Below are 14,394 nucleotides of genomic sequence, written 5' to 3'. Positions count from 1 at the left end.
AAAATTGCTGAGTTTTCCGATGAACAGGCAGAAATCATTAGAGAGTATTCTAATGCACCTATTACCCATAATAGCTCTGTCTTTTTCAGTGTAGACAACGAAAGGCTTTACGAAAACTTAGATTTTGCTTCGTTTGACACTTATGCCACCATCGATCACTTTGAGAATTATTTGATTAATCATGATTTGTGGAGGAACTTCAAAAAAGGAAAGAATTTCTGGGTCATGGAAACAAGTCCATCCTATGCGGCGTCGTTAGAAAGTCATGCCAATCCTCATCCAAATGGCTATCTAAAAGTAGAAGCAGCTGCTGCCTATGCATTAGGTGCTGAAGCGTTTTGTTATTGGTTATGGAGACAGCAGCGTGCAGGTTGCGAACAGCCACACGGGTCTGTAATCAGCGCATGGGGAAAACCGACCGTTGGATTCTCAAATGTGCTAGAAGTAGAAGAAATGCGTAAAGAAATTGAGCCAATTATTTTATCAACTAAGCCTTCTCAAGCAGAATTGGCTATTACGTATTCTGACCGGGGCAAGGCCTTCTTAAAGACCGAGCCGCATCGAGAATTGAATCATCGCAACTTAATTACGGATTTCTACAAACGAATTTTATCCATGGGAATTTATCGTGATGTAATCCCTGAAAGAGCGAGTTTAGACGGTTATAAACTATTGTTCACCCCGTTTATCCCGTATGTATCTTCCGATTATATCGCTCGGGCAATCGAGTTTGTAGAAAAGGGTGGGATTTGGATTGCTGGGCCATTAACAGGTGGACGCACCGAACATCACACGGTTCATACAGATAGAGCTTTAGGGGAATTAGAAAAATATGCCGGTGTAGAAGTACTTTACACCTACCCAATGGATGGTACTGGAAGCATCGGGCGTGCTTTTGATATTGCTGCACCACTAGGGAATTGGAGTTCCGTGTTCGAAGCAGATTCTGAAACTGCCGTTGGAATCATTGAGGAGGGACTATCTAAAGGGAAAGCCTTTCTAACGGAGCATCAACTTGGAGCAGGAAAAATCGTCATGCTTGGGTCATTGCCACTAGGAGATGCAGGAGACTTGCTGTTGCAGAAATTAGTCGATCATTATTCACAGGAAGCAAATCTTACTATGAGAACCGATGTATCACAAGGAACCATCGTTGCCCCAAGACAAGGGGATGGGTACGCGGTTTGGTTTATCATCAATATGGATGGGAAAGGCGGTTCAGTGACGATTCCGCAACGAGGTATAGATTTGCAGACCAATAGCGCAGTTGAACCAGGAAAACTCGAGCTTAGCAGCTTTGAATATAAGGTGATCCAATTTAATGAGGAGTTACGATGATTCGAAAAGCATCAGTTATGAAAGTGTTTCCTGGCTGTCATGATGAATACAAAAAACGTCATGATGAACTTTGGCCGGAAATGGAAATCGAATTAAGGAATCACGGAGCGCATCACTATTCCATTTTTTTAGATGAGAAGACCAATAGCCTCTTTTCATATGTAGAAATTGAGAGTGAAGAAAAGTGGAATCAGATGGCGCAAACGGATATTTGTCAAAAATGGTGGACGTATATGAAGGACATTATGGAAACGAACCCGGATAACAGTCCAGTTTCAACAGAGTTAAAGCAGGTGTTTTATTTAGACTAGAAAAGAAAAAGAGAGACCATTAGTGCTTCTGTTAGTGGTCTCTCGTTTTATTAAGAGTCTATTCATTAGGGTGTAGAAGTTTATAACAATAAGAGGGGGATAGTTTATGCATAGTTTGCGTTGGGCATGGAGCTATATCCGTCATTTTAAAGGAAAGTTGTTTATTGGTTTATTATTGGCATTGGCTGTGTCAGCCCTTAATATGGTGAATCCATATCTAGCAGGGAGAATGGTTGATGATGTTATGTATGGTGAAAATATAGAAATGCTATGGACTTTGGTAGCGTTAATGATCGGTACCACGATTGTGAGGACTTCCGTTCGATATGGATATCAGATCATGTTTGAAAAAATATCTCAAAATGTCATTTTCAGAATGAGAGAAAACCTTTATGATCGCCTTCTTCAATTAGATTTTACTTTCTATGATCGTACCAAAACAGGAGATATTATGGCTCGTATGACAGGTGACATGGAGGCCATTCGACATTTTACCGCTTGGACGATTTATATGATATTTGAAAATGCAACTATCTTTATCTTTGCTATCGTTTTTATGTTTACTATCCATCCACCATTGGCATTAGCCATTTTATCAATAGCGCCGGTGATCGCATTTTTTGCCTTCCGTTTATCGCGTGATGTTAAGCCAACATTTACGGAAATTAGAAATCAGTTTGCGAAGCTTAATTCAATCGTTCAGGAGAATATCAGTGGAAATCGGGTTGTTAAAGCGTTTGCGAAAGAAAGTTATGAAATTGAAAAGTTTTCAGTCGAAAACGAAGCTTTCATGGATCGAAATCTGAATTCTGCAAAAGTGTGGGAGAGATATTTACCCGTTCTTGATTCTCTTGCAGGTGTCTTAACGGTAGTAATGATCTTAGTCGGCGGTATTATGGTAATAAATGATTCACTAACAATTGGAGAACTCGTCATTTTTAATTCTTTGATCTGGGCGTTAAACAACCCCATGCGGATGGCAGGCTGGTTGATGAATGATGTGCAAAGATTTATTGCCTCTGCTGAAAAAGTGGAGGAATTGCTCCTAACAAAATCAAAAATGATTAATGGTGTTGAAAAAAGTATCATACAGGAAAAATCAGCTACGGTTGAGTTTGACCGTGTTTATTTTAGCTATGGTGATGGAATGGTTCTTGAGGATGTGACCTTTGAGGCTCATCCCGGGCAAACAGTGGGAATCATTGGCCCAACTGGTTCAGGAAAATCAACATTAGTGAACTTGCTTAGCAGATTTTATGATACGTCCAGCGGAGATATTAAAGTTGGTGGAAGGAACGTTAAGGAATGGGATATTCATCAATTAAGGTCATCCATGGGAATGGTTATGCAGGATATATTTCTATTTTCCGATACCATTGAAGGAAATATTGCCTATGGAAATCCCAACGCAACACTGGAGGATGTTCAAGCGGCGGCTAGAAAAGCTGAAGCTCATGATTTTATTACAAGCCTCCCTGACGGCTATGACACGATTGTTGGGGAAAGGGGAGTAGGATTATCAGGAGGACAGAAACAGCGGATCGCACTTGCAAGAGCCCTTTTGAAAGACCCGAGTATTCTTATTTTGGATGATACGACCTCAAGCGTGGATATAGAAACAGAGGAAAGAATTCAACACACACTTCAAGCTATTCAACAACGCAAAACTTGTTTTATTATTGCCCATCGAATTTCGTCTGTAAAAGAGGCAGATATCATTCTCGTAATGAATAATGGCAAAATCATAGAAAAAGGAAATCATGAAGAATTACTGTTAAAAAGAGGCTACTATTACCATGTTTTTCAAAATCAGTATGGGAACTTTGATATTCACCTAATTGCAGGGAAGGTGAGATAAAGTGGCACGTAATAAGTTTAATGTAGATGAAGAGCTGGAAACACCTTTTAGTATCGTTCACCTAAAAAGATTACTAGTGTATGTGAAACCTCATAAAAGAACCATTCTATTAACTGTACTAATCATGCTTCTAGCAAGTGGTGCGAATTTAATTGGCCCCTATTTAATTAAACAGGCAATAGATGAAGAAATACCAGGTAAGGATATTACAGGGTTAGTGATCTTGGCGGGAATTTATTTAGGTGCCTTGATCATTACTGGCATCTGTATGAAATACAGAATCCGAATGATGTCTCAAATTGGTCACGATGTGATAAAACAAATTCGAAAAGATTTATTTACGCATTTACAAAAGCTTTCTTTTTCATTTTTTGATAGCCGGCCACATGGCAAAATATTGGTCCGGGTAGTTAATTATGTGAATGGGTTAAGTGATTTATTATCAAACGGTTTGATTAATTTAATTACCGATCTCTTTAGCTTATTGGTCATTATCGGCTTTATGCTTGCGATTGATGTTAAGTTAACGCTAGCTGCGATGGCTGGTTTTCCGATCCTTGCAGCATTTATTTTCTTAATAAAAAATGCTCAGCGGAAAGCATGGCAAAATTTAAGCAATAAGCAATCCAATATGAATGCGTATATCCATGAAAGCATTAATGGAATTAAAGTGACCCAAGCGTTTGTCCAAGAGGAAGAAAATAAGAAAATTTTTCATGGGGTTTCCAATGGGTATAGAGGTACATGGATTAAAGCGATTAAGGTTCATTTCCTACTGTGGCCTGCGATTGAAAATATTTCGGTATTAACCGTCTCTTTGATATACGTTATTGGCATCAGTATGATAGGAAACGGCATTACAGTCGGGGCATTGGTTGCATTTGTCGGATATATTTGGATGTTTTGGACACCACTGACCAATATCGGGAACTTTTACAATGCAATTATTAATGCTTCGGCATACCTAGAACGTATTTTTGAGATGATGGATGAAAAACCGACGATCATGAGTGAACCTGGAGCAACGGACCTAGACGCTATTAAAGGTAAGGTGGATTTTGAGAATGTCATTTTTGGTTATGAAGAAAACGATAGAAACCTAGATGGCATCAACTTCAAAGTGAATCCGGGTGAAACCATAGCCATTGTGGGCCCAACAGGTTCTGGAAAAACAACGATAGTCAATTTGATTAGCCGTTTTTATGATATTAATAGCGGAGTCATAAAAATTGATGATGTTGATATAAAGTCCGTTAGTGTTACGTCCCTTCGGAAACAGATGGGAGTCATGCTTCAGGACCCGTTTATTTTTTCGGGAACCATTATGGAGAATATCCGTTATGGAAGATTGGAAGCATCCGATGAAGAGGTCATGCAGGCTGCTAAGGCTGTGCAGGCACATGGATTTATTAGCCAGTTAAAGGATGGCTATCATACAGAGGTAAATGAAAGAGGAACAAAGCTCTCAAATGGTCAAAGGCAGCTGATTTCTTTTGCTAGAGCATTACTCGCTGACCCTAAAATCCTTATATTAGATGAAGCAACATCTTCTATAGATACCGAGACAGAACTTGCTCTGCAAAAGGGACTTGAGGCTTTGCTTTCAGGAAGAACTTCTTTTATCATTGCTCACCGGCTTTCCACGATTCAAAATGCATCTCGAATCTTTTTTATTGAAAAAGGGAAGATTCGAGAAGAAGGGACACACGAGGAATTAATTCAACAAAAAGGACTTTATTGGAGTTTATATACTTCACAATACTCCTCTTTAGTTGTTGGCTAATGTTTGGCCCCTGAGTACAGTACTTAGGGGCTATTTGATATGTTTTAAATGTTACAATCGCGTTCGGATTATTTAGAAAAATCCAACTATTTAATTATTCCCTTTGAAAAATAGTTGGATAATGGTAAAATTTAATTAACACGTACGGACAAATTTTATGGTGTTTTCTTGCGGAAAAATGAGGGCGCTTACATATGTATCTTTTTACCTACTATTATATGATGAAAATGGAGAATCACTCTAATGAAAAAGGCTTTTTGTCAACTAAAGAGGCGATATGACAATCTGAAAATTAAATATAAACTATTTGTACTCGTTTCATGGATTATGATTCTCTCATTTTCTTTTACATTCTTTGGATTAAGCTATGCATTTAAAATGTATGATGAACAAATATATAGTAAATCCTCACAAGTTTTAAGTACATCTTCAAATAGTATAGAGAATGAATTAAAGAGGATGGAGGATGTTTCCTATAATATTTTAACGGATCCACAAATCCAACAATATTTGTCTTTAATTTTGGAAGACAGTACAGAATATGAAAAATTTCGATTACGTAACCAAATGAGTGATAAACTTCTTAGCTATGTCAATAAAGAAACTTACATCCAATCAGTGTATTTAGTCGACGCAAATGGCGAAGAGTATGCTGTCGGTCCCAAAAACTTAAAATTGTCAGAGAGACAAAAGAAGTATGTTACCGAGATGGCCATAAGTGCAGATGGGAGCAATGTATGGCTTAATCCAAAGGAAAATGATTTTACCATCGCAACTGCTCGGGAAATTAGGCAGTACCGAAACCTAAGTTTTGACACCTTAGGTACACTCGTCATTTATATCAACATGGATAAGCTTGTAGGAAATATTTTAGAGGGATCGAAAAGGATGGATGGAGAGTTCTTTATTGTTGATAATAATGACATTATTTTTCCAAAAGAAACCAATTTCCTAAAAGATCACTTACTAACATTAGACTCTGGCTATCAGATAAAAGAAATCGATAAAAAAAGTTACTTTCTTGTTTCTATTAAGTCGAATTACTTTGATTGGGGTTATGTAAACGCAATTCCCTTTAATCAAATTTTCAACAATATTAATCTAGTGAAAACTTTTTTAATCATTATATTTATTTTGATGTTCGCTGTTGTAACGGTATTAGGAATGCGATTTGCAAGGAACATAACGATTCCTTTAGAAAATCTTGTAGCCGGCATGCAACACGTAAAGGTTGGTGATTTTAAAGAGGCCAGAAAGGAAACGCTTAAATTTTCCACGACTCAGGATGATGAAGTAGGAAAATTGCAACAAAACTTTCAAACGATGATCCAACAAATTGATGAGTTGATCCATGAGGTTTTTTCTAAGCAGCTGACGATCAAGGAAACAGAGTTTAAAGCATTACAGGCTCAGATTAATCCCCATTTTTTATACAATACATTAGAATCAATCAACTGGTTAGCCAAGGGAAATGGACAAACTCAAATTTCGAAAATGGTTGAAGCGCTCGGTTTTTTATTGCGCAATTCTATCTCTTTAAAAAAACCATTGATTACGGTAGAGGAAGAGCTTGATATCGTTAAAAATTATATTATTATTCAGAGTTATCGATTTGAAGACCGATTGGATTTTCATTTGAATGTGAATACGGATCTTTATGGATATTCTATTCCCAAATTAACGTTACAGCCCCTAGTGGAAAATGCCATTCACTATGCCTTAGAACCAATGATTGATACTTGTAAAATTGAAGTGTATTCAATTGTTGATAGTGACTCGTTCCAACTTATTGTGGAGGACAATGGTCCAGGAATGGAGCCTGCCTTTATTGAAAAATTAAAAAGGGGAGAAGTGAAAACTAGAGGACAAGGGTTAGGGTTATCAAATATAGATGAAAGAATAAAGCTTTCTTTCGGAGAAGACTATGGAGTTAGGATTGAAAGTGTGCCAAATGAAGGTACAAAAGTAATCATCGTACTACCGTTTGATAAGGGGGGAAATTATGTATAAGGTTTTATTAGTAGATGACGAAAGAATCATTACTGACGGAATGGCAAAGGTAATTGCCTGGGAATCGATAGGGACCACATTAATAGGAACGGCAAGAAATGGCATCGAAGCATTCAGTGTAATTGAACAAAAACAACCAGATATCGTTATTAGTGATATCAAAATGCCTGGAATGAACGGGTTAGAGCTTGTTGAAAAAGTTAACAGCGTGTTTCCACACATACGATTTATTCTCCTATCAGGCTTTAGTGAATTTGATTACGCAAAACAGGCAATGGCATATGGAGTGAAGCACTATCTATTAAAACCATGTAATGAGCACTCGATTATGGATGCTGTAACGGAGCTTTGTGAGGATTTAACACAAAGACTAAATCGGGAAAAATTTGTTCAACAGATGAAAGGTACTCTCGAAAGTGTTATGCCCTATGCAAAGGAACAGATGTTAAAGGAAATTGTTACGAATCAGTATGAAAACAAAGATTTAGATTACTATCATAAACTATTTCAATTAGATTTACATTCTTCTAAAGTCCGGCTCGTTTTATTCCAACTTGAGGGAGAATTCTATTTTGAGCATATGTTTGCTATCAAAAATATAGCGGAACATATTTTGGCCTCTTATATACTCAGCTGTACAGTTGGGGAAACCGTGTTGTTATTAATTGAAGATGATGAAGACACACTTAGTCTTCATAGCCAAATAGAAAAAATTAAAAAAACATTTTTTCAATATTACCAAATAGATTGTACGATTGCTATAAGTGAAGAAGGAAGCATCTGTCACGCCAATAAATTATACAAGGAAGCACTGGATTGCCTTTCATACCGGTTTTATTTAAATGAAGGAGGTATCATTACGACAAAGGATATCTCCAATCCATACAATCTAGCGGAAGGAGATTTTTATTTTGATGATCAAAAATTTTGTCGCCTAGTAAAATCGGGTTCATGGGAGGATGTTAAGAACGAAATCAGTAATTTTATTAATCATCTAATCTATTTAAAACTGGATATTCATACAACCAAGTCTTATGTCATACAACTCTTTAATTCGATGATTCGTTTGTGTGAAGCCGAACAGATGAATAAGTATTTAGGTCAATTAACCGTTTTGCTAGAAATGGAAACGATACAAACGATGAAATCCTTTTTTGAAAGCGTTGCCCAAGAAATAACCTCTTTATTTTATAACCAAAATAAGAAGAAACACTCTGCCATTATTAATAAAGTAATTGAAATTATTGAAAAACATATGGGAAATCAACATCTATCCTTGCATTGGGTTGCGAATGAGATGTTATATATGAATGCTGATTATCTAGGAAAGTTATTTAAGAAAGAAACTGGCGAAAAGTTTTCTAATTACCTAACCAAACAAAGAATTGAAATGGCTATTAAGCTTATTGAAAAAGAAAACGATGTAAAGGTGTTTGAAATAGCAGAAAAAATTGGGTATGGTGAGAACCCTCAATATTTTAGTCAGGTCTTTAAAAAACATACAGGATACACTCCATCAGAATATAAAAAAGAATCGTTACAAGGGCAGTAAAAAATATAAAAAAGGGGAAATAACGATGAAAAAACTATTATTTTCAACCTTATCCCTAGTAATGGTATTTTGTGCTGGTGGTTGTGTAAAACTCGACCTGCTCCATTCGGCAGCAAGTAAGGAACAGGAGAGGGTTACTATCAGGATTGCCTGGTGGGGTGAGCAGCCAAGACACGATTATACAATGGAAGTAATTGAATTGTTTGAAAAAGAATACCCCCATATAAATATTGAACCAGAGTATGCTTATTGGGATGATTATTGGAAAAGACTAGCTCCACTGGCGGCTGCAAATCAGCTACCAGATATAGTGCAAATGGATCTCCTATATTTGAAAACGTATAGTGAGAATAATCTGCTTGAGGACATGACTCCTTTTATCGAAGAAGGAGTGATTAATACAGAGGATATTAGTGAAGATGTTCTTTTAGGAGGAAAAGTTAATGGATCCTTGTACGGTTTTCCACTTGGTATGAATGTACCTGCTATTATTGTAGACCGGGATTTACTTTCTTCAGCTATTGATTCGTTTCCAGAATCCAACTGGACATGGGCCGACTATGAAGAAATTGTTTCCAAGGTACATAATGCAAAGGGTATTTATGGAACCAATGGAATGAAATCCGTTGACGTGTTTTTTTCGTATTATTTACGAACAAAAGGAATGAATTTATATAATAATAGCGGCACAGGATTAGGCTATGAGGAAGACCAGTTGTTTATCGATTACTTTGAAATGCAATTAAGATTGCTAGAAAAAGGTGCTTTTCCAAGAGCGGATGAAGAAGATCAAATAAAGGGGATTGAGAATGGGTTACTTGTAAATAAATTAGCTCCTATGACCTGGGCTTATTCCAATCAATACATCGGTTTATTAGAGACTGCCAACCGTGAACTTGATCTTATTCCCCCTCCGGGTCCAGGGCAGGGTGACGGACTAACATTAAGACCGAGCATGCATTTTTCTATTTCTAAGAGTTCAAAAAATAAAGAAGCAGCTGCGCTATTTATTAATTTTTTTATCAATAATATTGAAGCAAATCAAATCATAAAAGGGGAAAGAGGAGTACCTATTTCTTCAACAGTTGCCGAAAAAATAGTAACCATACTTTCCGAAGACCAGAAAAAAGTGTTTGATTATGTTTATCACGTAAAAAATAATAATCCTAAAGTGGAAAAAGCAGATCCGTTAGGCGCTATCGAGGTAGTCAGTTTACTACAGGATATATCTGACCAAATTCTTTTTAAGAAGATTACGCCAAGTGAAGGGGCGAAAATGTTTAGAACAGAAGCGAATAATATTCTCTCGAAGAAAAACTAGATCCTTTTTCCTGCAGTAAGGGCTCTATTGAACAAGAAATACTACTTGTTCAAGGAGTCTTTTTTGTTTTCAAATAAATGTCTGATTTTTAAACAAATAGGACGGAAAAATGGATTCAGAATAGTTCGAATTGGTTGCATAATAAAAATGTAAACACTTACATAAAAGTGTGAGAAAAGAAGGGGGAAAAAGAATGAAAAAGTTTTTAGTGTTAATTTTTACTTTTGTTTTAGTTTTTTCCTTAGCAGCATGTAACAGTAGTTCACCTAGTAGTAATGAGTCTGAAGAACCAAAAGAAGACAATAAAGATGAAAAAGTAACTCTTCGTATTGCCTGGTGGGGTTCACAACCGCGTCATGATTACACACTTAAAATAATTGAAATGTATGAAGAAAAAAATCCAAATGTAAAAATCGAAGCAGAATATGCTGCATGGGACGATTACTGGAAGAAGTTAGCTCCACAAGCTGCTGCAAATGAACTTCCAGATATTATCCAAATGGATTTATCTTATTTCTCACAATATGCTCAAAACGGTCAAATCGCTGATCTAACTTCTTATGTTGGTAATGAAATTAACACAGCAGATATTGCTGAAAATGTTATCGATGGTGGGAAAATTGGCGACAAACTTTATGGAGTTAACGCAGGTGTAAACGTGGTTGGTTTCCATTATGACCCAGCAGGACTTCAAAAAGCTGGCGTGGATTCAATCCCTGAAAATTGGACTTGGGATGATTACCTAGATATCGCTGCAAAAGCGAAAGATGCAGGATTATTTGTAGATACAAGCATGAAAGCCGATGTATTCTTTAACTACTATTTAAGAACAAAGGGTGAGTCTTTATACAGTAAAGATGGTGCTTCTTTAGGATATAAAGATGACCAATTGTTCGTCGATTTCTTTAAAATGAGATCCGATTTAATTCTGGACAAAGCAGCTCCAACTCCAGACTTTTTAGCTCAACTAAAAGGGATTGAAGATGATCCTGTAGTTACACAAAATGCGATTGGTATTTGGCAGTGGTCTAACCAATTCGTAGGTTTACAGCAAGTTGCGAATAGAGATCTTGCTATTGCTCCAATGCCAGGTCCTGACAGCGATAAAGGCCTATATTTAAAGCCAAGTATGTTCTGGTCTGTTGGAAATAATTCGAAAAATAAAGAAGAAGCTGCAAAGTTTATTGACTTCATGATCAACGATATCGAAGCGAATAAATTAAATCTTGGTGACCGTGGTGTTCCTGGTTCTGCAACTGTTAAAGAAGCATTAAAGCCACTACTTTCTCCAGCTCAAGTTCAAGTATTTGACTATGTTGAGTGGGCAGAAGGAAACAGCTCTGCATTTGATGGTCCAGACCCAGTAGGTGCTGGTGAAATTATCGAGACTCTAGATAGTTTAGCTGAACAAATGGCTTATGGAAATCTTAAAGTGGAAGATGCAGCAAAACAGTTTAGACAGCAGGCTGAAAGCGTCTTATCGCAAAACAAATAATAATTTCCAAAGATAGCTGATCACCTTTTCGATCAGCTATCGTCCTTTCATCTTATGGAAACGAGGTCAAAGAATTAAGGAGATGAACCAATGAGTACACCTGTGATAAAGGGAAATGCAAAAGCAGATCTTCCAATCCGCTCTATAAGCAAAAGAAGCCGTATCATCAAGGAAAACTTGACAGGTTATGCGTTTATTAGCCCTTTTGTTATTGGATTCCTTGCTTTTACATTCATTCCAATCGTTGCATCTTTATATTTATCATTTACAAACTATAACCTATTTGCACCACCCAAATGGATAGGATTAGACAACTACATAAAAATGTTTACAGGCGATCCCCGCTATTGGCAATCGTTAAAAGTGACACTTATTTATGTGTTTGCAGGGGTTCCTTTACGACTCGCATTCGCATTGTTAATTGCCATGATGTTAAACACCGCTTCTAAAGCAGTAGGACTATATCGCTCATTGTTCTATTTACCGTCTCTAATCGGAGGCAGTGTCGCTGTTGCCATTATGTGGCGTAATGTGTTCGGTGATATTGGTATTGTTAATATTTTACTAGAATTAATTGGAATCCCAACCGTTAGATGGTTTGGTAACCCTACAGCGGCATTATGGATGCTTATCTTCTTATCTGTATGGCAATTTGGTTCTTCGATGTTAATCTTCTTAGCGGGATTAAAAGGTATTCCAAAGAGTTACTATGAAGCAGCAAGCGTAGACGGAGCAAATGGAGTTCAAAAATTCTTTAAAATCACTCTTCCAATGCTAAGCCCAGTTATCTTATTCAATACGGTCATGCAGACGATTGCTGCATTTATGACGTTTGTTCCAGCCTTTATTATTTCAAAAGGTACCGGGGGACCGTTAGACGGAACACTTCTGTATTCTCTATATCTATTCATTCAAGGATTCGAGTTCTTTAATATGGGTTATGCTTCCGCAATGGCATGGGTCATGCTCATTATTGTGGGTATATTAACAGCGGTCATCTTTAGTACTTCAAAATACTGGGTTCACTATGAATCAGAAGGAGGCAGATAATCATGACATCGAAGTTAAAGTCACCAAGATGGTGGATCTATCACATACTTGTCGGCGGATTTGCTATATTGATGCTGTATCCAGTTATTTGGCTCCTCATGAGTTCCTTTAAACCTAGTGATACAATCTTTATTACTGCGAAATCACTCATCCCAGATCCTTGGATTTGGACCAACTTTGCAGAAGGGTGGAAAGGGATTGGCGGCAATTCCTTTGGGGTGTTTATTAAAAACACAGCCATTCTGGTGGTTATTACACTAATTGGACAAGTAATATCCTCGGCCTTTATTGCCTTTGGATTTGCACGATTACAGTTTAAAGGAAAAGCACTTTGGTTTGGGATCATGATGGTTACCTTAATGCTTCCACACGATGTGTTAATGGTTCCTCAATATATTATTTTCTCGAAGCTTGGTTGGCTTAACTCCATTAAGCCACTTGCTATCCCAGCATACTTTGGACATCCGTTCTTTATTTTTCTCCTAGTACAATTTATTAGGACGATACCGAGAGAGTTAGATGAAGCGGCGATTATTGATGGATGTGGTACCTTTAAAATATTTACAAAGATTATTTTGCCATTAATTAAACCAGCATTAGCTACGGCATCGATTTTCTCATTCTATTGGACTTGGGAATCCTTATTAGGACCAGTGTTATATTTAAATAGCCCGTCAAAGTATACTGTTTCCATGGCATTAAATATGTTCCTGAGTAATGAAACAGTTTCTAACTGGGGCTCTATGTTTGCGATGTCGGTGGTCACGTTAATTCCTGTATTTGTTATTTTCTTTCTCTTTCAACGTCATGTTGTGGAAGGAATCAGTACGAGTGGACTTAAAGGCTAATAGGTACATCAAATTCTGGAATTTGTCTTATTCCTTTGCCACTTCATAAGAGAGAGTGTAAGCAAATCCGAAGTGGCAAAGAAATGTATAAATACGGAATAGTTTTTAGTGGGAAAAAGGGGGATGACTAATGGAAACTTCTGCTTTTATGGGCGGTTTTTATAAACTATTGGAATGGATATCAAGACTGGCTTTCTTAAACATACTTTGGATTTCATTTTCCTTATTAGGACTTATCCTTTTTGGTTTTTTTCCAGCAACAGTGGCTATGTATTCGGTTGTTCGAAAGTGGATGTATGGAAAAGAAGATGTATCTATATTTAGGACCTTCTGGACTGCATATAAACAGGAGTTCGTAAAAAGTAATCTTCTCGGATTGATTATTTTTACGATCGGAGTCATTTTGTATATCGATTTTCACTTTGTAATTCAAGCAACAAGTAGCTTCGTGTCGATCCTTTATATTCCATTTTTATTAATTTCTTTTATCTTAGTTTGTATGTTGTTTTATATTTTTCCAATGTTTGTACATTATGATATGAAAATTCGTCAGGTGATTAAGAATTCATTTTTTGTGATGATTATGAATCCTATTTCAACCTTTTACATGTTAATTGGTAGTTTTGGTATTTGTTTTGCACTATCGTATGCACCGCCCATCTGTATCCTTTATAGCGGAAATCTGCTCGCTCTATTTATCATGAAACCTGCAACCATGGCCTTTGAGAAAATAGAACAAAAATCAAAATTACTACTACAAGGACAGTAAAATCCGGGCTCTCAGTTTATTGAGACCCGTTTTTTAATGACTTGCCTAAACCATTCAGA

11 protein-coding genes are annotated in these 14,394 nt (G+C 36.9%); all 11 read left to right on the top strand.

The genetic code is table 11. The annotated features are described in order from the left end of the window. On the top strand, window positions 1-1,338 hold a 1,338-nt coding region (locus ACGLXV_RS03450; protein ID WP_391557499.1), incomplete at its 5' end, for a beta-galactosidase. Continuing rightward, entirely contained in the window at window positions 1,335-1,649 is a 315-nt protein-coding gene (gene rhaM, locus ACGLXV_RS03445) for an L-rhamnose mutarotase (RefSeq protein ID WP_391557498.1), read from the top strand. The genes ACGLXV_RS03450 and rhaM, both read left to right, overlap by 4 nt. A gap of 106 nt (window positions 1,650-1,755) precedes the next feature. Further along, the gene (locus ACGLXV_RS03440) at window positions 1,756-3,507 is read left to right on the top strand and encodes an ABC transporter ATP-binding protein (protein WP_391557497.1); all 1,752 of its coding nucleotides are present in this window, start codon (window positions 1,756-1,758) and stop codon (window positions 3,505-3,507) included. Between the two features lies 1 nt (window position 3,508). Continuing rightward, complete coding sequence (locus ACGLXV_RS03435; RefSeq protein WP_391557496.1) at window positions 3,509-5,290, top strand: ABC transporter ATP-binding protein; 1,782 nt, start codon at window positions 3,509-3,511, stop codon at window positions 5,288-5,290. Between the two features lie 243 nt (window positions 5,291-5,533). Then, window positions 5,534-7,300 carry a cache domain-containing sensor histidine kinase gene (locus tag ACGLXV_RS03430; RefSeq protein WP_391557495.1) on the top strand — a complete coding sequence of 589 codons (1,767 nt, stop codon included), beginning with the start codon at window positions 5,534-5,536 and terminating at the stop codon, window positions 7,298-7,300. Continuing rightward, entirely contained in the window at window positions 7,293-8,852 is a 1,560-nt protein-coding gene (locus ACGLXV_RS03425) for a response regulator transcription factor (RefSeq protein WP_391557494.1), read from the top strand. Before ACGLXV_RS03430 ends, ACGLXV_RS03425 begins: the two co-directional genes overlap by 8 nt. A 25-nt stretch (window positions 8,853-8,877) precedes the next feature. Continuing rightward, a complete protein-coding gene (locus ACGLXV_RS03420) occupies window positions 8,878-10,173 on the top strand; it encodes an ABC transporter substrate-binding protein (protein ID WP_391557493.1) in 1,296 nt (431 codons plus the stop codon). A 193-nt stretch (window positions 10,174-10,366) separates the two neighbouring features. Beyond that, the gene (locus tag ACGLXV_RS03415) at window positions 10,367-11,668 is read left to right on the top strand and encodes an ABC transporter substrate-binding protein (protein WP_391557492.1); all 1,302 of its coding nucleotides are present in this window, start codon (window positions 10,367-10,369) and stop codon (window positions 11,666-11,668) included. Between the two features lie 90 nt (window positions 11,669-11,758). Then, window positions 11,759-12,718, top strand: coding sequence for a carbohydrate ABC transporter permease (locus ACGLXV_RS03410; protein ID WP_119707678.1), 960 nt, complete (start codon window positions 11,759-11,761; stop codon window positions 12,716-12,718). A gap of 2 nt (window positions 12,719-12,720) precedes the next feature. Further along, the gene (locus tag ACGLXV_RS03405) at window positions 12,721-13,566 is read left to right on the top strand and encodes a carbohydrate ABC transporter permease (protein ID WP_119707679.1); all 846 of its coding nucleotides are present in this window, start codon (window positions 12,721-12,723) and stop codon (window positions 13,564-13,566) included. 130 nt (window positions 13,567-13,696) lie between these two features. Next, window positions 13,697-14,335 carry a YesL family protein gene (locus ACGLXV_RS03400; protein WP_391557491.1) on the top strand — a complete coding sequence of 213 codons (639 nt, stop codon included), beginning with the start codon at window positions 13,697-13,699 and terminating at the stop codon, window positions 14,333-14,335. Window positions 14,336-14,394 lie beyond the last annotated feature (59 nt).

Source organism: Robertmurraya sp., assembly GCF_036676585.1.
GTDB lineage: Bacteria > Bacillota > Bacilli > Bacillales > Cytobacillaceae > Robertmurraya_A.
This window is presented reverse-complemented; position numbering and strand designations above follow the sequence as displayed.

What these genes read in the sequence shown, in the direction of transcription:
- ACGLXV_RS03425 (WP_391557494.1), top strand. Translation starts at nt 7,293, where the DNA reads ATGTATAAGGTTTTATTAGTAGATGACGAAAGAATCATTACTGACGGA.
- ACGLXV_RS03400 (WP_391557491.1), top strand. Translation starts at nt 13,697, where the DNA reads ATGGAAACTTCTGCTTTTATGGGCGGTTTTTATAAACTATTGGAATGG.
- rhaM (WP_391557498.1), top strand. Translation starts at nt 1,335, where the DNA reads ATGATTCGAAAAGCATCAGTTATGAAAGTGTTTCCTGGCTGTCATGAT.
- ACGLXV_RS03430 (WP_391557495.1), top strand. Translation starts at nt 5,534, where the DNA reads ATGAAAAAGGCTTTTTGTCAACTAAAGAGGCGATATGACAATCTGAAA.
- ACGLXV_RS03420 (WP_391557493.1), top strand. Translation starts at nt 8,878, where the DNA reads ATGAAAAAACTATTATTTTCAACCTTATCCCTAGTAATGGTATTTTGT.
- ACGLXV_RS03415 (WP_391557492.1), top strand. Translation starts at nt 10,367, where the DNA reads ATGAAAAAGTTTTTAGTGTTAATTTTTACTTTTGTTTTAGTTTTTTCC.
- ACGLXV_RS03410 (WP_119707678.1), top strand. Translation starts at nt 11,759, where the DNA reads ATGAGTACACCTGTGATAAAGGGAAATGCAAAAGCAGATCTTCCAATC.
- ACGLXV_RS03405 (WP_119707679.1), top strand. Translation starts at nt 12,721, where the DNA reads ATGACATCGAAGTTAAAGTCACCAAGATGGTGGATCTATCACATACTT.
- ACGLXV_RS03440 (WP_391557497.1), top strand. Translation starts at nt 1,756, where the DNA reads ATGCATAGTTTGCGTTGGGCATGGAGCTATATCCGTCATTTTAAAGGA.